This is a genomic window from Mesorhizobium sp. B3-1-9, from assembly GCF_006439595.1.
Taxonomy (GTDB): domain Bacteria; phylum Pseudomonadota; class Alphaproteobacteria; order Rhizobiales; family Rhizobiaceae; genus Mesorhizobium.
In genome coordinates this window covers 193,964-219,064 of the sequence record NZ_VFTJ01000001.1, presented here as the reverse complement: position 1 = coordinate 219,064, position 25,101 = coordinate 193,964, and the positions used below count along the sequence as shown (strand labels likewise).

Genomic DNA, 25,101 nt, shown 5'->3' with positions numbered 1-25,101 from the left:
TTCTGTTCCGCCTGCCTTACGCATTCTGCAGATCGAGATTGGCAAAGGGATTGGTGCATGGATGCCAGCCGGTGAAGCGGATCGGATCGTCGGGCGAGTTGCGCCAGGCATAATCGGTCAGCATGTGGAACTCGGCGATAACCCAGCGGTCGAAATGGCGGAGGTCGCGCCGCTTGTCCTGAGGCAGCAGCTCGCGCGCCTTGCCGAGCTTCACCGTTTCCGCCAGCGTCACCGCATCGGCCACCTTAGCGCTCGGGAATATCCAGGGGTTGCGGTTCTGGAATTCGAGCACGAATTGCTGCAGGTGCTCGATGCGCATGTTGAGCGGCCCGAAATATTTTTCGAGCGTGACGCGAACCAGATCCTCGTCCGATAAGGACGAGATGGCAGCGGCCGCGATGCCGGTGGAGGCAATGCCGCCGGCGACGATGGCCAGTGCGGTGCGGCGCGTGATCTTCATCGACCCCTCCCTCATGCCGCCAGCTTCCCCGCCGCCCGCAAGGACAGGGCAGCCGCGGTCAGGCTTGGATTGGCGCAGGAACAGCTCGGATAGGTGCTGGTGCCGACGACCACGAGGTTCCTGAACTGGTGGTGGATCATGTCGCGGTCGACCACGGAATCGACCGGGCCCGTGCCCATGCGCAACGTGCCCTGCACATGCGATTCGGTCGGCCTTATGCCGCGATCGAAAATCTGTTCGACCGGCAGCGGCTTGAGCAGTTCCGGCAACCTTTCCAGCGCTTTCGCCATGCCCTTGGTGGCGTAGTCCGACGCGCCCCTGAAGGTCACGAAGGCGTTCTCGTCCTTGTCGAGCACGACGCGATTTTCCGGGTCGAGCAGGTTCTCGGTGACGATGACCAGCGGCAGCACCTGCCGCAGCCTTCCCTTCTCTGCGCGCATGCCGTGCTGCCAGCGGTTCTCGAAATAGACGAGCGCCGCCGCATGCTCGGCCCGGTGCGGCCCGTCATAGAGACCGAAATTCAGGCCGGTGGTGATGGTCGAGCCGTCGAAATTGTCGACGCCGCCGAGATAGGCTTCGTAATTCCAGCCATAGGATTCGTGCAAGCCCAAGCCGACGAACTCGCCGCCAAGTCCGGAGCGCAGCATGATCGCGGGGCTCTGTATGGCATTGGCGCCGAGGATGAAGAGATCGCCGCCGACCGAATATTCCTTGCCCTTGTGGACGAAGGTGACGGAGCGGACCGCACCGCCGGCATGATCGAACCGGCGCACCTCGGCGCCGAAACAGACCGAGACGTCCGGATGCTGGAACACATGCATCAGCCCGTTGTTGACGGTGAACTTGGCGTCCGCCGGACACAGCCAGCATCTGAGATTGGCGCAGCATGAGGCGCGTTGCGAGGTCGCCACGCGCGCCCGGGCGGTCGGCATGACGAAATGCTGATCCGGCTGCGCCGCCTTCATCATGCGGTCGGGTGTCGACATGCGATGCGGCGGCTGCGGAAACGGCCGCGAGCGCGGCAGCATCCGCGCCATGTCGGGATCGCCGGAGATCGACATGACCTCCTCGGCATCGCCATAGAACGGTTCGAGGTCGTCATAGCTGATCGGCCAGTCATTGCCGACGCCGTAGGTGCTCTTCAGCTTGAAGTCGTTGGGATGGAAACGCGGCGTCTGCGCGAACCAGCAATTGGTGCCGCCGCCAAGACCGATCGTGTAGTTCCACGGCTTGTCGGGATTGTCGGTATCGTAGGTGGTTTCATCGTCTATGTCGGTGTTGGCGTTCTGGCTGAGCTGCCACTCATGCGTGTTGTGGCGGCCCCATTCCAGCACCAGGACGCGGGCTTTGCGCCGCTTCAGGAATTCGTGCAGGAAGAAGGACGACCCGAAGCCGGATCCGATGACGACGAGATCGAAATGCTCGCTGGCGATTTGTTCGGGCCGAACGTCGAGCACCATCAGATCCAACCCTCCTGCTCTACGCGCATGGTCATTGTCGGCCCCGTTGTCGTTCGCGGCGGCCATCGTCCTCGAGGCAAGCGGCCATCGTCATGCCGCCATCCTGCCGATCGAGAAATATTCGATGCCGTAGCGCGCGATCACCTTGGGATCGTAGAGGTTGCGGCCGTCGAAGATGACCGGCGTGGTCAGCGCATCCTTGAGCGCGTCGAAGGACGGCGCGCGGAAGCTCTTCCATTCGGTGCAGATCAACAGCGCGTCGGCGCCGCGCAGCGCGGCTTCCTTGGTGCCGCACAAGAGCAGGTCGTCGCGCAGGCCGTAGATCGCCTGGCATTCCTGCATCGCCTCGGGATCGTAGGCCTGGACCTTGGCGCCGGCCGCCCACAGCGCTTCCATCAGCGTGCGCGACGGCGCCTCGCGCATGTCGTCGGTGTTGGGCTTGAAGGCCAGCCCCCAGACGGCGAATGTCTTGCCCCTGAGCGCGCCCTTGAAATAGTGGTTGACCTTGTCGAACAGGACCGACTTTTGCGCATTGTTGCGCTCCTCGACGGCGCGCAGCAGCTTGGCGTCGAACTTGACGCCCTCGGCGGTCTTGATAAGCGCGCGCACGTCCTTCGGGAAGCAGGAGCCGCCATAGCCGAGGCCGGGATAGATGAAGTGGTAGCCGATGCGCGGATCCGAGCCGATGCCCTTGCGCACCTCCTCGATGTCGGCGCCCAGCTGCTCGGCGAGATTGGCCATCTCGTTCATGAAGCTGATCTTGGTCGCCAGCATGCAGTTGGCGGCGTATTTGGTGAATTCGGCGCTGCGCACATCCATCACGATCATCTTCTCGTGGTTGCGGTTGAACGGCGCGTAGAGTTCGCGCATCACCATCTCGGTGTCCTCGCTGGACGTGCCGACGATGATGCGGTCCGGCTTCATGCAGTCGGCGACCGCCGAGCCCTCCTTGAGGAATTCGGGGTTCGAGGCGACATCGAAGCCGAGATCCTCGCGACCGCGCTTCTTCAGCGTTTCGGCGATCCTGGCCTTCACCTTTTCGCAGGTGCCGACCGGCACGGTCGATTTGCCGACGACGATCTTGGCGCTGTCCATCTCACGACCGATGGTTTCGGCGACGGCGAGCACATATTTCAGATCGGCCGAGCCATCCTCGCCCGGCGGCGTGCCGACCGCGATCATCTGGATCTGGCCATGCCTGACCGCCGCTGCCGCGTCCGTGGTGAAGCGGATGCGGCCGGCCGCGTGGTTTTCCTTGACGAGGGCCTCCAGGCCCGGTTCGAAAATCGGGATCAGGCCCTGGTTGAGCCGCTCCACCTTCTTCTCGTCGATGTCGACGCACACCACCTCGTGGCCGACCTCGGCAAGCACAGCGGCCTGGACGAGACCGACATAGCCAATCCCAAACACCGTCAAATTCATTTGGTTCTATTCCTGTCAAAGGCCGGGCCACAAAAGGTGGTCCGGCCGGTTCAGATGTCCCTCAGGCCCAACGGCCTAGTTGGTTCGGCATGATCTTAATCCGCAAACCGGTTCCCACTTTTCGGGATCATGCCTAGTTGCTGTTACTTATGCTGCATGCCAGCGATTCAGGAAACTGGCATGGCTGGCCCAAAGCGGTGAAAGCGACGCGCTTGACCTCCATGGTCACTTTGCTGCCGGGATCGACGAAGGCGCCCATCCAGTTGGTCAGCTTGTCGCTGCCCCAGAGGCTGAAGAAGATTTTCTGCGAATGCGTCGGCAACTCGTCGGGATTGGTCACTTCATGGACGAGCTTGCCGTTGACATACCAGCGCAGCCGGTCCTTCTCCCAAACGAAGCCGTAGTCGTTGAAACCCTTGTCGGCGCCGCCTTCGACGTCGACCAGCTTGCCGTTCTTCGGCTTGCCCTGGATGTAGCTGTTGACCTGCACCTTCGACGGATCCTTGGTGAGGACCTCGAAGTCGATCTCGTCCCAGGGCTGTTTGTCCTGCGGACCGATATAGGAGAAGAAGGCGGCGTTGAGGCCTGAGCCGGTGCCGGTCTTCATGCGCGCCTCGTAGACACCGTAGCCGTAGCGCTGCTTGGTCTGGATCTCGGCGCAGGCGAAATCGCGGTCCTTCAGCTTGCGCTTTTCGAAGCCCAGCGACAGCACGCCATCGGAAAGCCGCACGAGATCCTTCGACCAGGTGCAATTCTGATGGGCGCCATTGGTCCAGCCGTCCGAGACGAACCAGCGGGACCGGTCGAAATTCGAGAAATTATCGACGAAGGACGGCGCGCTTTGCAGCTCCTGTTGCGTCCCTTGCGCGTGCGCCGGATGCGGACTCGCCGCAAGGGTCGCTGCGATGGCGAACAAGGCGCCGATCACGCCGAGCCGCAGGCTGTTTAATCCATTCCCGGGCGTATGCGACTTGTCGCACACCGCCATGGTGGAGGTGTTGCTGGGATCTGCGTTCATAACAAACTCACCTTGTGTTGTCCGCCCAACCCAAAGTCTTCCTTGGCCCGCGCGAGCGAGCCGCTTCCGAACCTTCGCCCTCTTGAACTCCTCTAATGTCTCGTACCGATGACGACACCCGAAGGCGCCGTCAGCCTCTTGCCGCGGACTGCGGTGCCGACCGATCGGCACCATCCTCGACGATCGCGTCGAGCGAATGACGCAGTTCCTTAACCAGGCCTTTTTGGCGAACGAGCTCCGCAATGCGCCGCTCGCAGTTCAGGATCGAATTCGTCATCGCGCTGACATCCGAGCCCTTGCTGGTCGACGCCGAACCATTCTCCATCGCCTCGACCAGAAAGGCCGCGTTGGCGGCCGTCGACCTGTAGCGATTCTCCAGCCCGGTCTTCTCCGCCTCGATCTCGGCAGCGATCTGGTCGAACAGCTTCGCCAGCCGGTCGAAACGCTGGAGATCGGTCTGGCGGTCGCGAGCCGGATCCCGGGATCTGAAGCCAAAAATCGAAGCCATCCCTGTCGGCCTTTCGAAATTGCTGCATTGCAGCATAGACTGCCACTACCGCGGCGACTAGGCAACATCATAGTTTTGCGAATGCGGATTTTTTGAGGGATGACGGCTTGCGGCGTGATGCGGGATCATTCGTTTGCGGCGCTCGTCGCCGCCATCAGGAAGCGCGTCGGCGGTATTTGTTGCTTTGCAGCAATCCCGGCGCGGCGGAACAGCGCGTCGAGTTTGTCGGTGGCGACGCCGCGCACGATCGGGATCAGATTCGACTGGCTGGCGAAGGCATAAGCCGCGGCCGACGCCAGCCCACGCTCGGCTTTGACGTCGAGGAAATTGCGCAACCGGTATTTGTCGCGGACATGGCGCTCGTGGCGCCGCAACGCGGCCTTCGAGCGCTCCGGAAGGTTGTCGAGCGCCAGCAGCGCCAGGTCGGCATCGGCAAGACGCTTCAGATCCTGCGTTCGATGGCGACCGCTCAGCGAATCGGCGCGGACGATCGCGCCATAGCCGCAGGACTTGATGACCTTGAAGCGCGCCCCGCGGGCGACAGCGCGCGCATAGAGCTCGTAGTCTTCACCAAGACGCAAGCTTTCATCGTAAGCCAGCCCATGCCGTTCGAGAAAAGCCCTGCTGATTACCGGCTTCAGGAAACCGAGTTCGCCGCGCAGGACGCGGCGGCGCGAGATGTTGCCGTCGATGAAGCGCTCGAAATCGAGAAATTCCGGATCGGCCGCGAAAGGCGGCGCGGCGACCTTGGCAAAGTCTGTCGCGGCATCGTCGCGGATCAGCATGATGTTGTCGGCCGCGAAATCCCAGTCGGTGCTGGCGAAAAGCCGGCGGAAGCGGCCTTCGAGGAAGAAATCGTCGGCGTCGAGAATACTGATGAAAGGCGATCTTGAAGCCCGGATAGCGGCGTTGCGCGCGGCGGAAGGACCGCGATTGACGTCGAGGCGGATGACGGCAAGCCGGCCGCTGCCGTCGTCGGCGGCCAACGCCACGTCGCGGGTGTCGTCGGTGGAAGCGTCGTCGACCACGACGACTTCGGCGACTTCCCTCTCGCGCAGCGCCGAAGCGATGGCGGCGGGGATCGTGCGCGCCGCATTGCGGGCGGCGATGATGACGCAGACCCCCAAGGTCGCCATCGGGCTCGTCACAGGCGTCGTCACGGGCATGGGCTCACCTTTCGCTTGCATGAGTGGCCGCCCCGCCCACGATTTTGATCATTTCGCTCCGCGCCGGCTCAATCATGGCCGGGCGCTCGAAGATGCGCCGGCTGAGGTCGGCGGAGGCAGCCCAGCCGGCTTCAGCCAGGTAACGGACCGGCTCGCGGCCGCAGAGCTCCCACAGCACATGGCGGCGCTGCGGCCAGCGCAGCGACGCGAGCCAGGGCGCGACCACCATGTGGAAGAGATCGGCGTTGTCGATGCGCGCCAGAATGCGGGCGGCGCGATCCGAAAGCAGCGTACCGACGGCGCCGAGCAGCACGTCGGCGGCACGCAACCCCAAGAGCAGCGTGTCCGCCAGGCCCTGCTCGGCGGCGTGGTCGAGAACCATCCGCTGCTCGGCTTCGCTCAGGCGGCTGGCGCTGGCCCTGACGTCGCAGACATAGCCGGCGCAGGGCTCGCGGTTGAAAAAGGCCTTGGCGACGCTGATCGCGGACAAAAGCAAGGTGTCGGCCGCCGAGATGATCGGCATGGCGGCGCCGGCCACCGCGACTTCGCGCTTGCGGCGCAGGAAGCCGTCGATGTCGCGGGGGCTGGGCGACCCCGGCTGCTGGAGCCGGTGGTGGAGGTCGACGGTCGAGGCCCTCGTGCCGTCTTCGCGAACCATATGCTGCTCGCCGAGGAAGCGCACCCACCAGACCGAGCGCGACTTGCCGGCAACCTCATAGCCGATCGTGCGCAACGCATCGCGGGCCTTGGCGAAACCGGTCGGCGAAACCAGTATGTCGACGTCGCCCGATGGCTTCATGAAGTGGTCGCCATAGAGCAGATGCTGCTGCAGCGGCCCCTTGAGGAAGACGAAATCGACCCGGCTCTCGCGCAGTACGCGATCGATGGCCATAGAATCGCCGATGCAGGCGGCATTCATCGACATGGTGCGCCGGCGGTAGCCGTCGAGCCAGGCAGGCAACTCCGGTGGCGCGGCATTCCCGGGCGTATGCGCGAGCGCCTTGAGCAGGAAGACGGCGACCTTGTTCAGCCTGGCGATGTCGGCGACATTGGCCGCCGAGATTGTTGGGGCTGCCGAGATTGTTGGGGCTGCCAAGATTGTTGGGGCTGCCAAGATTGTTGGGGCTGCCAAGATTGTTGGGGTCGCTGAGATTGCCGGGGCCGACGAGATTGTCGGCGCGGGCATGTCGACCCGGCCGCCCGTGATGTCGACGCCTGGCGCGAAAAACAGCCTCAGGCAGGCCTGCACATAGGCGACTTCGTCAGCGCAGCCGGCGGCGCGCAGCCTTTCATAGGAGCCATCCTGCATCGCCATGCCCGATGTCGTTCTCCGCAAGATGCCGCCCGTGCGGTTTATACCGCACCTGCGAAGAAAAGCATCGGGAAAATTGACGAGCTCGCCCAAAACCGGGCAGAGGCCGGCTTGTGACTGCAACCACAGCGTTTAAAACCGCTGCACGCTCAATCACTTTTGAAGACAAAACCGGACATGCCGACGCGAGCCGGAACGTGGCGAGTTCTTGCAGAAAATTCTTCGCATTTGCGAAATGAATTTCTCGCCTAGCAAATTATCATAACTAAATCAGATGCTTATTTAAATGGCAAAGACCTACGATTGAATTCGTGGACGGCTGAGGTTTAGGATGACGGCGCCTACACCTTGATTACCAACGAAGGCGAGCGCAACCAAGAATTGATTAATGCTTGGTAAATCAGGCTTGACTCATGGATGGTGCCGTGCAGCAATCGCATTGCAGCATAGCGATATGCTGGCGGCAGCCTGCAGCCGCTTCCAGTCCTTAATTGGAGAGTAAAATGGAACAGAATGTTGAAAAGCATGAGTACGAAACCCCCAGCCTGACGGTTCATGGTTCGATTGAAACGATCACGCAGGGCGGTGCTGGCACGACGGCGCTCGACGCGAGCTTTCCCGCGCACACGCCGATCGGCGAGCTGACTTTCTCTTAAAGCTTACAGGCATCCGGGAGTCTAAGTTGGGGCTCCGGGTGTTCTCCAACAGGTGAGCCCGGGGGGCTTTTGTCCCCCGGCTTCCTGCCGGGGATCGTCGGCAACCGATCCAGGGCAAACGTCTGACGGCGTGGCGGGCCAGCAACGAGGTTTTAGGATGCACTGGAACCCTTCGGACGATGACCGCGTCGTCGCTACCAACGAGGCGGTGGCTTGTGAATTCGGCGCCGGACTGGCGCTGCTCCACCTGAAATCCAATGTCTATTACAGCCTGAACGGCGTCGGCGCCTTCATCTGGGAGCAGATCCAGGAGCCGCGAACGGTCCTCGATATCCGCAGCGCCGTGCTTGCGCGCTACAATGTCGACGCCGAACGCTGCAAGGCCGATGTCGAGGGCTTGCTCAAGGGGCTGAGCGAAGCAGGGCTTGCGAGGCTCCACAGTGAGGAACTGGTCTAGGCTCCGCTCGCTGAGCGGCCAGGAAATGCTGTTTCTGGCGCGCTGCCTGACGGTGGTGAGCGCAGTACGGCTTGCGCTGACGCTGTCTTCCTACAACCGTGTCCGCAGCCTGGTGACGCGGCTGGACGCCGGACGCGATGCCAGCATCGCCGACCTGCGGCGTGTCGCATGGGGCGTCGCCGCCGCGGCGCGGCTCGTGCCAGGCGCCAGCTGCCTTACCCAGGCGCTGGCTGGACAGTATCTGCTCGCCCGCCAGGGCAGCGCCTCAAAGATCAGCATCGGCATCGAGAAAGGAACGGGCAGCGAGCTCAAGGCGCATGCTTGGCTGATGAGCGGCAACCACATCGTGCTTGGCGGCTCGATCAAAGGATTTGCCCATCTGGTCGACCATGGGTCGTGAGCGATGAGTGGCGTCGCCGGAATCGTGCTCAGCGACAATGGCCAGCCCGCCGGGGCCGGCGATATCCAGCAGATGCTTTCGCGCATGCGCCACCGTGCCCGCGACGGCAACTCGTGGTGGACGGAGGGCAGCGTGGCGCTCGGCCACGCCTGGCTCGACACGACCGGCGAGGATGGTCCCGGCCCACTGACGATGGCCGGCGGCAAGCTCGCCATCACCGCAGACTGCCGGCTGGACAATCGCGACGAGCTTCTGGCGCGGCTCGGCATGCGCGACCGGTCGATCGCCGACGCGGTGCTGATCATGCGCGCCTACCTCAAATGGGGCGAGGCCTGCCCGACCTATCTGCAGGGCGATTTCGCCTTCGCCATATGGGACGGCGAGCGCCAGGCGCTGTTTTGCGCGCGCGACCATTTCGGCGTCAAACCTTTCTACTATCATTCGACCGGCAGGCGCTTCGCGTTCGCCTCGGAGATCGGGCCGATCCTTGCGCTGGACGGCATCGGCAGGCGCCTAAGCGAGCACCAGATTTCCGGCTTCCTCGCCGGCCTGCCGGACGATCCGCAGGCCACGCCCTACGCCGAGATCTTCCGCCTGCCGGCACGGCACGGCATCACGGTCGCAGGCCGCCAGGTGGTGCTGCGGCGCTACTGGCAGATCGAGCCATCGCAACGGCCGCCGCGCTCGGACGCGGCCGAGGAATTCAGGCATCTCTTCGCGCAATCGGTGGAGAACCGGATGCGCGGCACGCCGGCCGTCGGCGCCATGCTGAGCGGCGGGCTCGATTCCTCCTCGATCGCCTGTCTCGCGGGCCTCAGGGCGGCCGCGCAGCGCAACCCGAGGCTCAAGACCTTCTCGCTGGTTTTCGACAAGGGCTCGTCGATGGACGAGAAGCCGTTCATCGATGCGGTGCTCGACGGCAATCCGCTCGACGCCACGTTGATTGCGGTGAGCAATTACGCGCCCTTCGCCGAGTTCGAGCGCATCCTGGAGGAGCAGGAGGGCATGTTCCTGGCGCCCGGCCTGTCGTTGACGCGCGACCTTTACCGGACGGCGGGCGCAAAAGGCGTCAAAGTGCTTCTCGATGGACATGGCGGCGACGAGGTCGTCTCGCAGGGCCATGGACACCTTCACGAACTCGCCAATGCCGGCCGGTGGCTCGAGTTGTGGCGCGAATTGCACAGCGCGGCAAACACCTATGGCGAGGGCATGCTCTCCCTCTATTTCAAGTTCCTGACCATCTACGGACCGGCCTGGCGGATCGCCCGGATGCGATCGATGGCCCGACGCCTTGTCGGCAAGGTGCGGCAGAGGCCGGCATCGGCACCGCGCGCCTGGGCGGGCCTGGTCAATCCGGACCTTGCCAGGCGCACCGACCTTGCCGAGCGCTTTCATCGCAGCAGCTACATGCCCGCCGCCGTGAGCGCCAGCGAAGCGCTGACGCATCGCTGGCTTCTGTCCACCGGGCTGGTGCCGCACGCCTTCGAAGTGCTCGACAAGGCCGCCGCCAATTTCGGCGTCGAGCCGCGCTATCCGTTCTGGGACAAGCCGCTCGTCGAATTCTGCCTGGCGCTGCCCGGCGAGGAAAAGCTCAAGGACGGTTTTGGCCGCCATGTGCTGCGCCGAGCGATGCAAGGCGTTCTGCCGCCGGCGGTGCAATGGCGGCGCGACAAGATCGATTTTACCGCCAACCTGGTCAAGGGCATGCTCGGCAACCACCGCGAGCTTCTGGACAAGCTTTTGATATCGGACAGCGAGCGGATCGCGCCCTATGTCAACCTGCCTGAAGTGAACGCGGTTTATGAGCGCATGCTGCGCCAGCCCGAGCAGGCGACGCTGCCCGACGTCCAGCATGTCTGGCGCTCGGTTTCGCTGTCGCTGTGGCTGCGGCAAGTCCAAGGAGGCCCCGCATGAACCTTCCGATCGCTTCCCTAGAGCGTGATCCCGAAAAGTGGGAACCGGTTTTCGGAGAAAGATCATGCCCTAACAAAGAGTTAGACCGTGATGGCGATTCAACGAAACGCCATCACGGTCTTGCGCGGCCCGAGCCAGCCACCGAGACGACGGCGCCGAGCGGACGCGTCCGCCATTTCTACAAGGCCTACGGGCTGATCGTCAGCTCGGAAGTGGCCTTGCCGGAACTGGAACCGACGACGCCGGCGACACCCGACCTCGATATCGCTATCAGGCCGGTCGACTTTCCCGACAGCGCATCGCTGGGCGCCACGGCGTTCCGGTTCGAGGCGACGCGCCAATATCTTTCCTGGCAGGCGGTCGGCACCTTCATGATCAGCGACGCCAGCCGGATCGATGTCGATCCGGCGCCGGGGATCGACGACCCGCTGCTCGCCTTTCCGCTGCTCGGGCCGGTGATGGCGCTTGCCCTGCATCGGCGCGGGCTGCTCATCCTGCATGCCAGCGCCATTGCCGTCGGCGGCAGGAGCGTGATCTTCATGGGCGACAAGGGCGCCGGCAAGTCGACGACGGCGGGCGCGATGATCCGCGCCGGTCACCGCCTGCTCACCGACGACGTCGTGGCGCTGGATTTGTCCGATCCTGACCGGCCGATGATCCTGCCCGGATTTCCGCAGCTCAAGCTCTCGGCGGACGCGGCCGGCGCCATTCGCCTCGAGCAGGCGGAGGTGCGTCCGCAGGTGCATCCGCAGATCGACAAGGCGCAGCATCGGCTGCATGACGGATTTGCCGCCGAGGCGGTGCCGGTATCGCGCATCTATGTGCTCGAGCGCGGCGGGCGGGCGGCGATCTCGCCATTGATCGGCGCCGCCGCGTTGCCGGCGATCATCAAATTCTCCTATGTCACGCGGTTCGGCCGGCAGGCGCTGCCCGGCGATCTTGCCGCCGCGCATCTTAACCAATGCGCGCAGGTCGCCGGACGGGTCGGCGTCAGCCGCCTCGAAGTGCCGGCCGGACTCGCCAGGATCGATGAAGCGGTCGCCGCGATCGAAACCGACCTGGCGTCCGGAACAAGGTGAGCCAGGGCATGGGCTGGTCCTCGAAGTTTCGCCTGTCGCTTTTCCGGGACATCGCCGGTTTCGGCGCCATGATGGCGCATGTCGGCGGACGGCGCACGACGACGGCGCTTGCCTTCCTGATCCTGGGCAGTCTCACCGAAGGCATCTCGATCCTGCTGCTCGTTCCGCTGCTGCGCCTGATCGGCAAGCCCGACCAGGACTATGCGGTGCGGGTGCCGGAGGCCTTGCATTGGCTGGTGCCTGGCGGAACGCTGTCGCTCGCGACCGTGCTCTGCCTGCTCGTCGCGCTGGTGGCGCTGCAAGCGACGTTCAACCGTTTCAAGTCGGTCTACATGGCGCGGCTGCTCTACGACTTCGTCAACCGCGTGCGCATGAACCTGTTCGAGAGCGTCGGCAAGGCGCGCTGGGGCGTTTTCACCCGCATCCGCGGCTCCGATCTCGACCATGCGCTGAACGGCGATGTCGACCGGGTGCAGGTGGCCGCCTTCTCGCTGCTGATGCTGACCCAGGCGACGCTGCTTCTCACCGGCTATCTCGTGGTCTCGCTGTTCATCTCGCCGGTGATGACGTCCTTCGCCATTTTCATCGGCCTGGTGCTGCTGGTTGCGCTGCAGCCGTTCAGGGCGCGCGCCAGCGCCTATGGCCGCACGCTGACCGGCAATCGCCAGGATCAGTACCGCACGGTCTCCGAGTTCCTCGGCGGCATCAAGGTCGCCAAGAGCCTGAATGTCGAGGCAAGCTACTTTGCCGAGCTGGGCGCGACGCTGGACAAGATGAAGACCGACAACATCGCCTTCGTCCGCAACAGTTCGCTCGGCACCGCCCTGTTCCAGGTTACGAGCGTGATTGGGCTCAGCCTCTTCATCTATGTCGCGCTGGTCCGTTTCCACCTGTCGCTGGCCGAGATCGTCGTGCTGCTCCTGGTCTTCATGCGGGTCGCGCCGCGCTTCATGGATATGCAGCTCCAGACCCAGCAGGTGCTGATCAACCTGCCGGCCTATGCTTCGATGAAAAGCCTCCAGGCCCGCTTCGATGCCGAGCGCGAGCCGGAAGAAAGCATGGCCGAACAAGGGGCAAGACTGTCGCTCGAGACCGGCCTCAACATCCGCGATGTGGCGTTCGCCTATGGCGAGGGCGACGGCAAGCCGGTGGTCAGCGATATCACCTTCGGCCTGCCGGCCGGCAAGGTGACGGCGCTGATCGGCCCTTCCGGTTCCGGCAAGAGCACGATCGCCGACATGCTGCTCGGCCTGCTCGAACCGACCGCGGGACGCATCCTGGCCGACGGCGTGGAGATCACGGCGCAAAATCGCAGGGCCTGGCGCGATCGGGTCGCCTATGTGCCGCAGGACGTGTTCCTGCTGCATGACACGATCGCCGCCAATCTGCGCCTTGCCGCGCCCGCGGCCAGCGACGAGGAACTATGGGCGGCCTTGCGCAACGCCCATGCGGCCGATTTCGTGGAGCGCCTGGCATTGCGGCTGGAGACGGTGGTGGGCGACCGCGGTGTGCGGCTTTCCGGCGGGGAGCGGCAGCGCATCGCCCTGGCGCGGGCGCTGCTGCGCAAGCCTTCGCTGCTCATCCTCGACGAGGCGACGAGCGCGCTCGACTGGCAGAATCAGTCGCTGATCGCCCAATCGATCGAGGCGCTGCGCGGCCAAATGACGATTTTGACCATCGCGCACCGGCCGTCGATGATTGCCTTCGCCGACTGGGTGGTGGCCATCGAGAACGGACGCATCGTCGAGGTCGGACAATATCGGCGGCTGAAGGCAAAGGCCGGCAGCCGCCTTGCCAGGATGCTGTCCGGCGAGCAGGCCGAGCGCGAAGGCGCGTCATCGGTCGAGACGGGACTGGTCCCGGCGCCGGTCGAACGTTCAGTGGAGGCTGCGTCTGGCGCTTAGCTTTTCACCGTCGGCGACCTTGTTCAGGATCGTGCCGCGGTCGGCCTCGCGGGCCTTGTCGGCCGATGTCGGCGTGGTTCCGCCAATCATGGCAAAGACGAGGAGGAAATAGCCGGCCTGGATGATGACGGCACAGACGACGGCGCGAAGGAGGATGGTGCCCGCCGACGCGCCATCGAAATAAGACCAGCCGATGACGATCGCGAGCGCGAAGATCATCCCGACTATGAATTTTGGCAGAGACATGTTCGCCGGCCTCTCAACCGAGACGAGCATGCAGAAGCTGCGACTTACCCACCCGCGTAACTCCCCGTTGCGCCAAAGAGCTTTTTCTGGCTGCCCTATCCGGCCGGTTGCTTCCGACCTTCCTTACCCATGCAGACTATGACAGGAACAATTTGCGACTCTATTAAGGCGGGTCGGCCGGAGCAAGGCCGTGCAGGTATGGTTTCCAACGATTTTACGAGATCGACTCTGCCATGCTGCGTCGCACACTCTGGCTCCGGCAGCTATTCAATTAGCCGCCTGCCGCTTCAGTAAAACTCACCACTTTGATTAGTATTTTATCTGAATAACTTACCATAGCGAGTGCTTCCGACGGCGCGCAACCGCGTTTCTTCTGCAGCAAAGAATGCACTGTCCAAAAATGGCCTAAAAGGCGGACTACATTTTCCTGGTTCGCTCTCACCTTGTCATAAACGTGCCACAAAGGTGAAAATTTGGGCAGGGCAGGTTTATTATTTAGTCAATTCATGACGTGAGCATTTCAGTCCGATGGGAAATTGTGTGTTGCGCTGCAGCATTTTTTTGATATCTTGTCGTAAACCATCCGTTCAACGTATGGAGCTTCTGCATGAGGGACGTCGCCAAGTCGGCTAATGCGGGTTTTGCGCAGGTCGGCGTTGATTTTCCACCCCCCATCGGCGGTCTGCTCAAACGCAGTTTCGATATCGTCGGTTCCCTGGCCGGGCTGATCCTGCTCAGCCCGCTTTTCCTAATGGTCGCGCTGCTGGTCAAGCTTTCGGACAACGGTCCGATCTTCTATGGCCACAAGCGCATCGGCCGCGGCGGCAGGATTTTCTCCTGCCTCAAATTCCGCACCATGGTGCCGGATGGCGAGCGCGTGCTCGCTGCGTATCTGGCGGCCAATGCCGATGCCAACGCCGAATGGATCGCGACACGCAAGCTGAAGAACGATCCACGCGTCACGCGCGTCGGGCAGGTGCTTCGCAAGCTCAGCCTCGATGAACTGCCGCAGATCCTCAACATCCTGCAGGGCGACATGAGCCTTGTCGGCCCGCGCCCGGTCGTGCGCGACGAATTGGAGATCTATGGCAGCGCCGCGGTCTATTACCTGAAGTCGCGTCCGGGGCTGACCGGGCTGTGGCAGGTGAGCGGCCGCAACGACGTATCCTACGACACGCGCGTCGCCTTCGATCGCCACTATGTCGAGAACTGGTCTTTGTCCGAGGATATTCGCATCATCTTCAAGACCGTTCCTGCCGTGTGGATGTCACGCGGCAGCTATTGACCGACGGGCCTGCTCCGCCAGATTCGGGGCAGGCATCCGGCAGTGATCTCATCGGGCGGATGGGGCCAAAGCGAATCGGAAACGTATTTGACAAAAAACCCCTTCGGACTGTCTTACGCCTGCAGTCTCCTGTCCAAGACGACGGCCCGCTTCGCGGGCGCGTTGTTTGTTGCGGCGTCGCTCGCCATGCCGCAGCTGGCCGCCGCCGGCGATTATCAGCTTGGCCCACAGGACAAGCTCAACATCCGCGTCGCCGAATGGCAGACGGTCGACGGCACGTTCCGCGACTGGTCAGCCCTCAATGGCGAATATTCGGTCGGCCCGAGCGGGACGCTCTCGGTGCCGTTCGTCGGCGACATGCAGGCCGCCGGCAAGACGACGGCGGAAGTCGCTTCGGCGATCGGGCTGGCGTTGCAGCGCAAGCTGGCGCTGCCCGACAAGCCGGAAGCCTCGGTCGAGATGGCGCAGTTCCGGCCGTTCTACATTTCCGGCGAAGTCCAGAACCCCGGCCAGTTTCCCTTCGTGCCCGATCTGACGGTGCTCAAGGCAGTCAGCATCGCCGGCGGCATAAGGCGCAACGCCGATTACGGCCCGCAGCTCGGGAAGGATCTGGTTACCGCCAAGGGCAGCTTCGATATCTATGACGATCAGCGCATCCGCCTGCTCGTCAAACGAGCCAGGATCGATGCCGACCTCGCAGGCAAGACGACTTTCGAGGTGCCCAAGGAAATCGAGGGGGGCGATCCGAAACTGGCGACCATCGTCGCCGACGAAACGGCGATCCTGGTCTCCGACCAGAAATCGCTGAAGCTGAAGCTCGATGCGCTCGACGATTTGAAGGGCGTTCTGCAGTCGGAAATCGAATCGCTGCAAAAGAAGATCGCCAACCAGCAGAAGCAGGTCGATCTGGCCGAGAAGCAGGCCGAAAGCATCGGTCCACTGGCGCAGAAGGGCCTGGTTGCCAATGCGCGCCTGCTTTCCTCGCAGCAGTCGGTCACCGACCTGCAGGGCAAGATCCTGGATTACGAGACGGCCATCCTCACCGCCAAGCAGTCGATCAGCAAGGCCGAGCAGGACGCCATCGATGCCAGGAACTCGCTGAATTCCACCCTTACCGCCAACCGGCAGCAGGCCGAGGCCGACCTGAACGAGGCGACGTTGAAGGCCGGCATGCAGAAGGGCCTGATCGCGCAGGCGTCGGACCCCGCGACGGCGGCCAGCATCACCGGAGATGAGGAGCCGGCCCTGCTCTATTCGCTGGTGCGGGTTGCCGACGGCAAGACGAGCGAGATCGAAGCCAAGGAAGACACGCCTGTCCTGCCGGGCGACGTGATCAAGGTGAAGCTGGCGCCGACGGCCAGCCAGTAGCGCCGCCGGACCGAAGCTTGCCCGAAGCGAGCCGGGAACCGGAGGCGGGAGGGACAAGCCAGGCTCGTTCGCGTTGCGGCGCGGGCGGGCGATCTGTTTTGGACCGCTTGAAGGCATAACATGCAGCCCGCAGCCCAGCGTCACGTCTATCTGAATCTCGACGCCATCCGCGGCGTGGCGGCGATCAGCGTCATGCTCTACCATTTCTCGCCGTTCCTGGCCGACGGCAAGGTGCTGCCGTCGAGCTATCTCGCGGTCGATCTGTTCTTCCTGCTCAGCGGATTCGTCATCGCGCATGCCTATGACCGCAAGATCGAGAACGGCATGGGCTTCGGCTCCTTCGTGGCCATCCGCCTGATCCGGCTCTATCCGCTCTATCTCGCCGGCACGCTGCTCGGCTTCTTCTACCTGCTGGTCAAGAACAGGCTCATGCCGGCCGAATACATGCCGCTGTCCGAGATCGGCATGCAGCTGACGACCGGCATGCTCTTCATCCCGCTGGTCAGCGACGCCTATCACACGATCTTTCCGCTCAATCCCGCTTCGTGGTCGCTGTTCTTCGAACTCATCGTCAACATCGCCTATGTCGCGGTCTTCGCGCTCCTCTCGCGGCGGGTGCTGACGGGGATCGTCGGCGCCAGCCTCGTGCTGCTCGTCGTCGCCTCGATCTTCGCCGGCACGCTCGATTTCGGCATGACTGGCAAGACCATCCTCAGCGGCCTGCCGCGCGTAACTTTCTCGTTCTTCCTGGGCGTGCTGCTCTGCCGATCGATGGCGCGCTGGCAGGGCAGCCTCGGCTTCCTGCGGCGCGGCTTCTGGGTCGAAGGCGTGATCCTGCTCACGCTTGCCGTCTTCGCCATCGCTCCGGCCGGCGGCGCGCGCGTCGTCTACGACCTCGCCGCCATCGTCATCGTCTTCCCGCTCATGGTGATGACCGGCGCGGTGGCGCCGACCGCGCCGCTTCTATCAGGCTTCTATGGCTGGCTCGGGCGGATTTCCTACCCGATCTACATCATCCACACGCCGATGCTGATGATCATCGCCGGGGCCGGCAAGGCCTTCTCGATCGATCCGTTCGCGCATCATCCCTGGTTCGGCATCGTGATGGCGGCCTCGGTCGTCGTCATCGCCGACATCGCCACGCGCATCTATGACGAGCCGGTGCGGCGCTTCCTGCAGCGGCAGATGCAGCGCGCGCGGGCCGTGGCGTAGCGGTTCGTCGCACAAGAAGGGCTCAACGGACAAAATCCGGTATGAAGATTCCGAAATCCATTCTGATCGATCCCTATCGCAACGAGACCTACGGCACTTTCGCCGTCGCGGTTTCCATGCTCGCCTTCGCCTACTCGCCCAATTTCGGCCAGATCCTGATCCTCGCCTACTACGCCGTCTGGCTGCCGCTGCTGTTCGTCGATTACCGGCGCTTCACCTGGAAGCTCTCCAGCGCCTGGCTGCCCATTCTGCTTGCGGCCTATGTCTGCTTCTCGGTGTTCTGGTCCCAGGCAGCGGGCATCAGCGCGCGCGCGGCGGTGCAATATTCCTCGCACATCGTCTGCGCCTATGTCGCGGCGCGCACCATCAACGTGCGCACGCTGGTGGTAGGCTCGCTGATCGGCATCTTCTTCGTTCTGCTCTATTCCCTGAAAGTCGGCGCTTACGCGCTCGACACGATCGACGGCACGGTCAATTTCGTCGGCGCCTTCGGCTCCAAGAACCAGATCGGCTTCTTCTCATCGCTCGGCATCTTCTTCTGCCTTGCGTTCCTGGCCTTCTACCGGCGCAACTGGGTGGGCTTCGTCTGGACCGCGCCGATCATGCTGTTATCGGTCTACATGCTGGCCATCGCCCATTCGGCAACGTCGGTGGCCTCGCTGCCGGCGGTGATCGGCATCGTGGCGCTGCTCAGCATGACCAAGGTGCTGTCGCTGCGCTATCGCCGCGTGCTGTTTATCGTCGGCGCCGGCGCGCTGGTGACAGGGGTGGTCGCGGCGCTCAACCTCGGCCTGCTGGATGTCGTGCTCGGCATCTTCGGCAAGGATTCGACGCTCACCGGCCGCACCTATCTCTGGGAGCAGGGCTGGGAGGCGGCGCAGCAGCATCCGCTGCTCGGCTATGGCTATGCCGCCTATTGGGTGCAGGGATTTGCCGATCCGGAGCGGCTGTGGGCGGAATTCTACATCTCGACCCGCTCCGGCTTCCACTTCCACAACACCTATGTCGAGACACTGGTCGAAATCGGCTTTATCGGCGTCACCTTGCTGGCGCTGGTCATCCTGCGTTCTTTCTACGGCCACGTGTCGAAAGTGGTGTTCGGCGACTGGAGCGCCGATTCAGTGGTGCTTGCCGGCGCGATCGGCCTGATGCTGATCCGCTCCTTCTTCGAGGTTGAGATGCTCGGCCCCTACTTCATGGCATCCTTCATCGTCTATTATGGCCTGTTCAGCCTGACCCCGTTGCCGGCTTTCCGGCGCCGCAGAGTGGCCATTCCCGCCGAGGACGAGAGGCATGCCAGCGGCCGCATGCCGGCGCCCATCTGATCAGCGGGAAATAACGGCCGAACGCGCGACCGCGGCCTGGATGAGCCGGTCGGCCAGGATCGCCAGGAAAGCGATCGACAGGCCGGCGATGAGGCCCATGCCGGCATCGGCCTTGCCGAGCGCGACATAGACCGCCTGGCCAAGATCGCGCGTGCCGACGAGGGCAGCGATGGCCAACATCGAGAGCGCCGCCATGATCGTCTGGTTGAGGCCGAGCATGACGACGGGAAGCGCCAGCGGCAGCTTGGCCTGCAGCAGCGTCTGCATCGGCGTCGCGCCCATCTGCTCGACCGCCTCGACGACATCGGCACGCACATGCCGCAATCCATGCTCGACATAGCGGATCGGCGGCACGATGGCGTAGAGCATGATGGCGATCAGCGCCGTGAACTCGCCGACCTTGAAGAACATCAGCGCCGGGATGAGGAAGACGAATTGCGGCATGGTCTGCAGCGCGTCGCAGATCGGCTTCAGGATGCGCGAGACGCGGTCGCTTTGCGCCGCCCATGTGCCGAGGGCGCCACCGACCAGAAGGCAAAGAAGGACTGCCAGCGTGCAGAGATAGAGCGACTGCACCAGTTGCGGCCACAGGCCGTTGACCAGGATCAGCCCGAAGCCGGCCAGCGCGAAGATACCGAGGCGATAGCCCGCCACCTGACCGGCAAGCAAGGCGACGGCAAGGATGAAGACAGGCCAGGGCAGATCGAGAAAGCCGGTGTAGAGAACAAGGCCGGCGGCGACCACGGCGAACGCTGCCCGCCAGCCGAAACGGCGCAGGGCCAACCCAGCCAAGGCCGCCATCAAAACCACATAGACGGCCAGTACCGACGGCGGCAGGGCGAAGCCCCATATTGCAGGCGTCGTCGCGCCCGAAATGCCGACGCGCATCGGCAAAAGCAGGCAATAGAGCACGGCATTGCGCACGCCGTTGAAGAACCAGGCATAGTCGCGCACGAGTCCCAGCAGCCACTGGTTGACGGCGCCCATCTGCATGCGCAGCCCGGTTTCCGGCAGGAGCGTCGCATCGGGCGCGGCAAGCCGGATGACCACGGCCAGAGCCAGCGCGACCGCCAGCGACACAGCCAGCCGGCGCGGCGTCATCCAGCGCATGGCCCGCGTCGGCCCGGTCTCCGGCGCCTTGGCGAAGCCGATGGTGAGACGGTCGATGAGGATGGCGAGCAGCGCGATCACCAGGCCGGAGAGGATGCTCTGGCCGAACTCGGCCTTGCGCATGGAAGACAGGACCTCCCAGCCGATATCCTCGAAGCCGCCGATGATGGCGGCGACGATGACCATCGACAGTGCCGCCATCGTCGTTTGGTTGAAGCCGACGAGAAGCTGCGGCAGTGCCGTCGGCACCTCGACCTGCCAGAATTGCTGGCGGCGCGTGCAGCCGCTCATCAGGCCGGCCTCGCTGATTGCCGCCGGCACGCGGTCGAGGCCGAGCATGGTGTTGCGGACCATCGGCGGCGTCGCGTAGATTGCCGAGGCGATCAGGCCCACCACCGGGCCGAAGCCGAACAGAAGCAGCAGCGGGATGAGGTAGGCGAAAGCCGGCACCGTCTGCATCAGGTCGAGCGCGCCGAGCAGCGCAGGACGCCAGCGCGGGCGAGCGTAGCCGAGAACGCCAAGCAGGAAGCCGAGCACGGTCGAGATCGGCACGGCAAGCAGCACCAGCGCCAGCGTGTTCATGCTCTGCGGCCAGTAGCCGGCAAGCAGGATATAGGCGAGCGTGGCGAGCGCGAAGAGCGCCAGCCGCTCGCCGCTCGATTTCAGCGCCAGCGCGGCGACAGCCAGCATCACCGCCGGCCAGGGCAACCAGGCGAGCGCCAACCGCGCGCCGCGCATCGGCGCATCGAGCAAGGCGGAGAGCGTCCGGAACCCGGGCTGGATGACGGCGACGACAACGTCGGTCACGGCGTTGATGTAAGTGGCTAGCGGCAGCGTCCATTCCTTGGGGAAACTGACCAGCCAGGGAAGCTCGGTTTTCAGCAGCAGGCAAAGCACCGTCAGCACGGCCAGGCCGCACCAGGGGACAAGGGCCGGCGCGATGGCGATCCTTTGCGGGGGTGGTGCGATCGCGGCCGGGGCCGTCATGAGCGCGTACGTCTTGCCTGCTCGCGCTCCAGCACGGCAAGCACCGCGCCGGCGCTGAGCACCGCCGGCGGGCCGTCGCCGGCGCCGGGCACCGCGAAGGCCGCCACGCCGGAGGCGAGCTGCGGAATAAGCGCCTCGAGGCTGGTGTCGGCGGCGATGCTCCGTTCCGGCAGCGCGGCGCCATTGGCCGGCGCGGCAATGTCGCCGGCCGTGATGACGCGCAGCAGCGGCATGTCCTCGGTGAACTGCGCGACATAATCGTCGGCCGGATTGAGCACGATGTCGGCCGGTCGGCCGATCTGCACGATCTTGCCCGCCCGCATGATCGCCAGCCGGTCGGCCAGGCGGAAGGCCTCGGCGATGTCGTGGGTGATGAAGATGATGGTCTTCTTCAGCATGCGCTGCAGGCGCAGGAACTCATCCTGCATCTGCTTGCGGATCAGCGGATCGAGCGCCGAGAACGGCTCGTCGAGGAACCAGAGCTCCGGGCCCACCGCGAGCGAGCGGGCGATGCCGACGCGCTGCTGCTGGCCGCCGGAGAGCTGGTGCGGGAGGGACGCCTCGCGGCCTTCGAGCCCGACCAGCGCGATCATCTCGCGGGCGCGGGCCTCCCGCTCCTTCGCCGACTTGCCCTGGATCTTCAGCGGGAAGGCGACATTGCCCAATACGCTCAGATGCGGCAGCAGGCCGAAATTCTGGAACACCATGCCCATGGCGTGGCGGCGCAATTCGATGAGCTCCTTGCCGCTGGCGGCGAGCAGGTTCCTGCCGTCGAGCAGGATTTCGCCGGCGCTCGGCTCGACCAGGCGCGACAGGCAGCGCACCAGGGTCGACTTGCCGGAGCCGGACAGGCCCATGATGACGAATATCTCGCCGGTCGCCACTTCGAAACTGGCGTCGACCACGGCCGGCAGATGCGCCTCCGCACGCAAGCGCTCGGCCAGCGCGTCGGGATCGATGACATAGCCGCGCGAGTCGAAATAGTAGCCCGGGCGCCGGCCATAGACCTTCCAGACGTTGCGGCAGGCAAGCTTGACCGGGCGGGCGGCAGTGTCCATTCCTATCGACCCGTGCCGATCGTCCGCCCGGCTCCGCGCATTGCGGAAACCGGGCCCTTGTTGCCCTTGGCCTTTGTCAGGCACATCGGCGAATTATCCCTTGGCGGCGTCGAGCCAAGGTTTCCACACCGTCTCGTTCTTGTCGATCCATTCCTTGACGACGGCGTCGAGGTCCTTGCCCTGCTTGTCGACGGCCAGCATCATCTTCTGCTGTTCGGTCGCATCCATCTTGAAGGCTTTCAGGAAGGCGTAGGCCGCGGGCCATTTGGCGCCGAAACCCGACCAGACGATCTTGTCGACGTCCGGAGGCGTGATGCAGTGCTCGTTGGTCTGCTCCTTGCAGGGCGGCATCGTCACCCAACCCACATCGCTCTCGGCCAGCGCGTAGTGCGGGCCCCAGAACATCATGATCAGCGGCGTCTTGGCCGCCTCGGCCGCTTCCAACTCGGCGACCAGCGCGCCTTCGGAACCGGATGGCACCGCGGTGTAAGGCATGTTGTTGTCGGCTAGGATGGTGGCCGCGCGCGAACCCCAATCGGCTGGATAATCAAGGAAGCGGCCGTTGGGCGCTGTCTCGGGCGTCGCCAGCGCCTGCACGCATTCTGGCTTGTTCAGCGCATTCCAGTCCGGCAGGCCCGGGCAGACCTTCTCCATGAATTTGGGGTAGATCCAGCCTTCCTGCGTCTTCAGGTCGAGCTTGCCGATGTCCTCGATTTTCTTCTCCGCCAGCACCTTCGGATAGATGTCGCCGACATTGTTGAGCCAGATCTCGACCGAGGCGCTGAGCGAGCCGTCGGCCAACCCCGAGAATTGCGGGAAGTTGCCGGCGGTGACGTATTCGACGTGATAGCCGAGCTTCTCCAGAAGCTGCCCGGCGATGTGGGTCGAAACATGCGCGCCCGTCCATTCCAACATCGCGAGCTTGATCGGCTCGTCCTTGGCGCCGAGATCGGCGCTTTGGCCGGCCGTCGTCGCGGCACACATCAGCGCGAGGCCGAGACCGACCCCTTGCAAGGCAGTTTTCATTCTCATGTCAGTTCCCCTAGCTGGTTGATAGCCCTTCTTCTACGCCGGCCTTCTCCCATGAGAGCCGGGATCCACTCCCTCGTCCGACGCTACCACAATGCGCCGCCAGTGATCTGGATGTTTTCCATGGTAATCCCCTTGGCCAGGTCCGTGCAGAGGAAGACCGCAAGTGCTGCAATCTCTTCCGGCTGCATCATGCGCCCCTGGGGGTTGCCTTTCCTGAATTCGTCCATCAATTCCTCGGCGCTGCGGCCCTTGCCTTCGCGCTCGACGACCTGCGCAACATTGCGGCGCATCAGCTCGGTCTCAACCCAGGTCGGACTGATCATCACGCAGGTGACGCCATGCGCAGCGCCTTCGAGCGCGACGCAACGGGTGAGCCCAAGCAGGCCGGCCTTGGAGGCGCAATAGGCGGGATTGTCCTTCCAGCCGACGGAAGCCGCCGTCGAGCCGACGTTGACGATCCGGCCCCAGCCGCGCTCGATCATGCCGGGCAGGACGGCGCGCGTCGCGCGGAATGCGCCGGTGAGATTGGTGTCGACGATCTTGTCCCACAGGTCGTCGGAATGGCCGCAGACCGGCTGCTCTGCCGTGGTGCCGGCGGCGTTGACCAGGATATCTGCCTGGCCGATGGCCGCCTGGGCTTCGGCGAAGAAGAGGTTGGTGAGCGCGCTGTCGCGCACGTCGAGATGGGCGGCATGCACCTTGGTGCCGTGCATGGCCAGCGCCGACTTCACGCGCTCGATCTCGTCGGCGCCGGGATAATAAGCGGCGTCCGCCCTGCCCGGCCGCGGAGGCGCCACATAGGAACCGACGGCGACATTGGCGCCTGCTTTGGCGAGCGCCGTGGCGATGGCAAAACCCATGCCCGAAAAGCCGCCGGTGACGATGGCGCCGCGGCCGGTGAGGTTGGTCATCGCAAGCGGTCTCCGCGTTCACACTGCAAGATAGCCTCCGTCGACCACCATTTCGGAGCCGGTGACGAATTTCGATTCATCCGAGGCGAGATAGAGGACCATGAAGGCGATGTCGTTGGGTTCGCCGAGAAAGCCAATGGGGTGGCGCGACAAGGCCTTCGCCTTCTCCTGCTCGAGCGTGCCCAGATCGCGCAGGTAGTTTTCCGTCTGCGGCGTCCAGATATAGCCGGGATGGATCGAGTTGCAGCGAATGCCGTAGCGCTGCTCGGCGCAATGCACCGCAACAGCCTTGGTCAAGGTGCGCACGCCACCCTTGGAGGCGCAGTAGGCGGCAAGATCCGCCTCACCGATGATGCCGTCTATGGAGGAGAGATTGACGATCGATCCGCCACCGGATTTCTTCATCAGCTTGATGCCTGCCTGGCAGCCGAGGAAGACGCCGTCAAGGTTGATCGCCATGGTGCGCCGCCATTCGGCTAACGTCGTGTCCTCGATGTTCCGGGCAATGGCGATGCCGGCATTGTTGACCAGCACGTCGAGCCGGCCGAAGCGCTGCTCGATCGCCGCCATGACGGCGGGCCAGTCTTCGGGCTTCGACACATCATGGCGCAACGCCAGCGCCTCGCCGCCAGCCTTGACGATCTCCGCCGCTGTATCGCCGGCGAGCCTCTCGTCGATGTCACTGACGACCAACTTCGCGCCTTCCGACGCCAGAAGGAGCGAAGACGCCCGCCCGAGGCCGAGACCGGCCCCGGTTACGAGCGCCACCTTGCCTGCGACGCGACCCATCTGCGGCATCAGCCTCCCACTC

The 25,101-nt window shown here is 64.0% G+C and carries 23 protein-coding genes; 10 read left to right on the top strand and 13 right to left on the bottom strand.

Annotated elements, in window-relative coordinates; genetic code table 11:
* Positions 1-16: 16 nt before the first annotated feature.
* The 7 genes from FJW07_RS01000 to FJW07_RS00970 all read right to left on the bottom strand — a co-directional run bounded on the left by FJW07_RS01000 (position 17) and on the right by FJW07_RS00970 (position 7,349).
* Positions 17-460, bottom strand: coding sequence for a hypothetical protein (locus FJW07_RS01000; protein ID WP_140853871.1), 444 nt, complete (start codon positions 458-460; stop codon positions 17-19).
* 11 nt (positions 461-471) lie between these two features.
* Positions 472-1,920 carry a GMC family oxidoreductase gene (locus FJW07_RS00995; RefSeq protein ID WP_140853869.1) on the bottom strand — a complete coding sequence of 483 codons (1,449 nt, stop codon included), beginning with the start codon at positions 1,918-1,920 and terminating at the stop codon, positions 472-474.
* 90 nt (positions 1,921-2,010) lie between these two features.
* Positions 2,011-3,342 (bottom strand): UDP-glucose/GDP-mannose dehydrogenase family protein, encoded by a 1,332-nt coding sequence (locus FJW07_RS00990; RefSeq protein WP_140644808.1) that lies wholly within the window; start codon positions 3,340-3,342, stop codon positions 2,011-2,013.
* 133 nt (positions 3,343-3,475) lie between these two features.
* Entirely contained in the window at positions 3,476-4,360 is an 885-nt protein-coding gene (locus FJW07_RS00985; protein ID WP_140853867.1) for a glycoside hydrolase family 16 protein, read from the bottom strand.
* Between the two features lie 130 nt (positions 4,361-4,490).
* Complete coding sequence (locus tag FJW07_RS00980; protein WP_140644806.1) at positions 4,491-4,868, bottom strand: hypothetical protein; 378 nt, start codon at positions 4,866-4,868, stop codon at positions 4,491-4,493.
* Positions 4,869-4,993: 125 nt separating this feature from the next.
* A complete protein-coding gene (locus FJW07_RS00975; RefSeq protein ID WP_246680620.1) occupies positions 4,994-6,034 on the bottom strand; it encodes a glycosyltransferase family 2 protein in 1,041 nt (346 codons plus the stop codon).
* 4 nt (positions 6,035-6,038) lie between these two features.
* Positions 6,039-7,349 (bottom strand): nucleotidyltransferase family protein, encoded by a 1,311-nt coding sequence (locus tag FJW07_RS00970; protein WP_246680619.1) that lies wholly within the window; start codon positions 7,347-7,349, stop codon positions 6,039-6,041.
* A gap of 500 nt (positions 7,350-7,849) precedes the next feature.
* On the opposite strand from FJW07_RS00970, the gene FJW07_RS00965 reads away from it, so the two are divergent.
* The 6 genes from FJW07_RS00965 to FJW07_RS00940 all read left to right on the top strand — a co-directional run bounded on the left by FJW07_RS00965 (position 7,850) and on the right by FJW07_RS00940 (position 13,756).
* Positions 7,850-8,002: a lasso RiPP family leader peptide-containing protein gene (locus FJW07_RS00965; protein ID WP_127229803.1), complete on the top strand. Its 153-nt coding sequence runs from the start codon at positions 7,850-7,852 to the stop codon at positions 8,000-8,002.
* A gap of 157 nt (positions 8,003-8,159) precedes the next feature.
* A complete protein-coding gene (locus tag FJW07_RS00960) occupies positions 8,160-8,459 on the top strand; it encodes a PqqD family protein (protein WP_140644804.1) in 300 nt (99 codons plus the stop codon).
* A complete protein-coding gene (locus tag FJW07_RS00955; RefSeq protein WP_246672384.1) occupies positions 8,443-8,859 on the top strand; it encodes a lasso peptide biosynthesis B2 protein in 417 nt (138 codons plus the stop codon). The genes FJW07_RS00960 and FJW07_RS00955 overlap by 17 nt, the downstream gene beginning before the upstream one ends.
* 3 nt (positions 8,860-8,862) lie before the next feature.
* Positions 8,863-10,773, top strand: coding sequence for a lasso peptide isopeptide bond-forming cyclase (locus FJW07_RS00950; RefSeq protein ID WP_140853865.1), 1,911 nt, complete (start codon positions 8,863-8,865; stop codon positions 10,771-10,773).
* A gap of 212 nt (positions 10,774-10,985) precedes the next feature.
* A complete protein-coding gene (locus FJW07_RS00945) occupies positions 10,986-11,852 on the top strand; it encodes a serine kinase (RefSeq protein WP_246680639.1) in 867 nt (288 codons plus the stop codon).
* A gap of 8 nt (positions 11,853-11,860) precedes the next feature.
* Positions 11,861-13,756, top strand: a complete 1,896-nt coding sequence (locus FJW07_RS00940) for an ABC transporter ATP-binding protein (RefSeq protein ID WP_140853863.1) — start codon at positions 11,861-11,863, stop codon at positions 13,754-13,756.
* Here FJW07_RS00940 and FJW07_RS00935 read toward each other — a convergent pair.
* Positions 13,730-14,002, bottom strand: coding sequence for an exopolysaccharide production repressor exox (locus tag FJW07_RS00935; RefSeq protein WP_140650471.1), 273 nt, complete (start codon positions 14,000-14,002; stop codon positions 13,730-13,732). The two genes, FJW07_RS00940 and FJW07_RS00935, sit on opposite strands and share 27 nt — an antisense overlap.
* A gap of 607 nt (positions 14,003-14,609) precedes the next feature.
* Between FJW07_RS00935 and FJW07_RS00930 the strand changes: the two genes are divergently transcribed.
* From FJW07_RS00930 to FJW07_RS00915, 4 genes are all read left to right on the top strand, one after another.
* On the top strand, positions 14,610-15,287 hold the full coding sequence (locus tag FJW07_RS00930) for a sugar transferase (RefSeq protein ID WP_140650473.1): 678 nt from the start codon (positions 14,610-14,612) through the stop codon (positions 15,285-15,287).
* A gap of 186 nt (positions 15,288-15,473) precedes the next feature.
* Entirely contained in the window at positions 15,474-16,655 is a 1,182-nt protein-coding gene (locus FJW07_RS00925; protein WP_140644846.1) for a polysaccharide biosynthesis/export family protein, read from the top strand.
* Between the two features lie 120 nt (positions 16,656-16,775).
* Entirely contained in the window at positions 16,776-17,867 is a 1,092-nt protein-coding gene (locus FJW07_RS00920; RefSeq protein WP_140853861.1) for an acyltransferase, read from the top strand.
* A gap of 41 nt (positions 17,868-17,908) precedes the next feature.
* Entirely contained in the window at positions 17,909-19,192 is a 1,284-nt protein-coding gene (locus FJW07_RS00915) for an O-antigen ligase (RefSeq protein ID WP_140853860.1), read from the top strand.
* On the opposite strand, the gene FJW07_RS00910 is transcribed toward FJW07_RS00915, so the two are convergent.
* The 5 genes from FJW07_RS00910 to FJW07_RS00890 all read right to left on the bottom strand — a co-directional run bounded on the left by FJW07_RS00910 (position 19,193) and on the right by FJW07_RS00890 (position 25,079).
* Positions 19,193-21,289, bottom strand: a complete 2,097-nt coding sequence (locus FJW07_RS00910; protein ID WP_140853858.1) for an ABC transporter permease subunit — start codon at positions 21,287-21,289, stop codon at positions 19,193-19,195.
* On the bottom strand, positions 21,286-22,347 hold the full coding sequence (locus FJW07_RS00905; RefSeq protein ID WP_140782497.1) for a betaine/proline/choline family ABC transporter ATP-binding protein: 1,062 nt from the start codon (positions 22,345-22,347) through the stop codon (positions 21,286-21,288). Before FJW07_RS00905 ends, FJW07_RS00910 begins: the two co-directional genes overlap by 4 nt.
* 93 nt (positions 22,348-22,440) lie before the next feature.
* A complete protein-coding gene (locus FJW07_RS00900; RefSeq protein ID WP_140782496.1) occupies positions 22,441-23,379 on the bottom strand; it encodes an ABC transporter substrate-binding protein in 939 nt (312 codons plus the stop codon).
* A gap of 83 nt (positions 23,380-23,462) precedes the next feature.
* A complete protein-coding gene (locus FJW07_RS00895) occupies positions 23,463-24,290 on the bottom strand; it encodes an SDR family oxidoreductase (RefSeq protein ID WP_140853856.1) in 828 nt (275 codons plus the stop codon).
* Between the two features lie 18 nt (positions 24,291-24,308).
* Positions 24,309-25,079, bottom strand: a complete 771-nt coding sequence (locus tag FJW07_RS00890; RefSeq protein WP_140853854.1) for a glucose 1-dehydrogenase — start codon at positions 25,077-25,079, stop codon at positions 24,309-24,311.
* Positions 25,080-25,101 lie beyond the last annotated feature (22 nt).

Bases quoted from the DNA above. Each gene is read 5' to 3' on its own strand.
- FJW07_RS01000 (WP_140853871.1), bottom strand. From the start codon at position 460: ATGAAGATCACGCGCCGCACCGCACTGGCCATCGTCGCCGGCGGCATT.
- FJW07_RS00995 (WP_140853869.1), bottom strand. From the start codon at position 1,920: ATGGTGCTCGACGTTCGGCCCGAACAAATCGCCAGCGAGCATTTCGAT.
- FJW07_RS00990 (WP_140644808.1), bottom strand. From the start codon at position 3,342: ATGAATTTGACGGTGTTTGGGATTGGCTATGTCGGTCTCGTCCAGGCC.
- FJW07_RS00985 (WP_140853867.1), bottom strand. From the start codon at position 4,360: ATGAACGCAGATCCCAGCAACACCTCCACCATGGCGGTGTGCGACAAG.
- FJW07_RS00980 (WP_140644806.1), bottom strand. From the start codon at position 4,868: ATGGCTTCGATTTTTGGCTTCAGATCCCGGGATCCGGCTCGCGACCGC.
- FJW07_RS00975 (WP_246680620.1), bottom strand. From the start codon at position 6,034: ATGCCCGTGACGACGCCTGTGACGAGCCCGATGGCGACCTTGGGGGTC.
- FJW07_RS00970 (WP_246680619.1), bottom strand. From the start codon at position 7,349: ATGGCGATGCAGGATGGCTCCTATGAAAGGCTGCGCGCCGCCGGCTGC.
- FJW07_RS00965 (WP_127229803.1), top strand. From the start codon at position 7,850: ATGGAACAGAATGTTGAAAAGCATGAGTACGAAACCCCCAGCCTGACG.
- FJW07_RS00960 (WP_140644804.1), top strand. From the start codon at position 8,160: ATGCACTGGAACCCTTCGGACGATGACCGCGTCGTCGCTACCAACGAG.
- FJW07_RS00950 (WP_140853865.1), top strand. From the start codon at position 8,863: ATGAGTGGCGTCGCCGGAATCGTGCTCAGCGACAATGGCCAGCCCGCC.
- FJW07_RS00940 (WP_140853863.1), top strand. From the start codon at position 11,861: ATGGGCTGGTCCTCGAAGTTTCGCCTGTCGCTTTTCCGGGACATCGCC.
- FJW07_RS00935 (WP_140650471.1), bottom strand. From the start codon at position 14,002: ATGTCTCTGCCAAAATTCATAGTCGGGATGATCTTCGCGCTCGCGATC.
- FJW07_RS00930 (WP_140650473.1), top strand. From the start codon at position 14,610: ATGAGGGACGTCGCCAAGTCGGCTAATGCGGGTTTTGCGCAGGTCGGC.
- FJW07_RS00925 (WP_140644846.1), top strand. From the start codon at position 15,474: ATGCCGCAGCTGGCCGCCGCCGGCGATTATCAGCTTGGCCCACAGGAC.
- FJW07_RS00920 (WP_140853861.1), top strand. From the start codon at position 16,776: ATGCAGCCCGCAGCCCAGCGTCACGTCTATCTGAATCTCGACGCCATC.
- FJW07_RS00915 (WP_140853860.1), top strand. From the start codon at position 17,909: ATGAAGATTCCGAAATCCATTCTGATCGATCCCTATCGCAACGAGACC.
- FJW07_RS00910 (WP_140853858.1), bottom strand. From the start codon at position 21,289: ATGACGGCCCCGGCCGCGATCGCACCACCCCCGCAAAGGATCGCCATC.
- FJW07_RS00905 (WP_140782497.1), bottom strand. From the start codon at position 22,347: ATGGACACTGCCGCCCGCCCGGTCAAGCTTGCCTGCCGCAACGTCTGG.
- FJW07_RS00900 (WP_140782496.1), bottom strand. From the start codon at position 23,379: ATGAGAATGAAAACTGCCTTGCAAGGGGTCGGTCTCGGCCTCGCGCTG.
- FJW07_RS00895 (WP_140853856.1), bottom strand. From the start codon at position 24,290: ATGACCAACCTCACCGGCCGCGGCGCCATCGTCACCGGCGGCTTTTCG.
- FJW07_RS00890 (WP_140853854.1), bottom strand. From the start codon at position 25,079: ATGGGTCGCGTCGCAGGCAAGGTGGCGCTCGTAACCGGGGCCGGTCTC.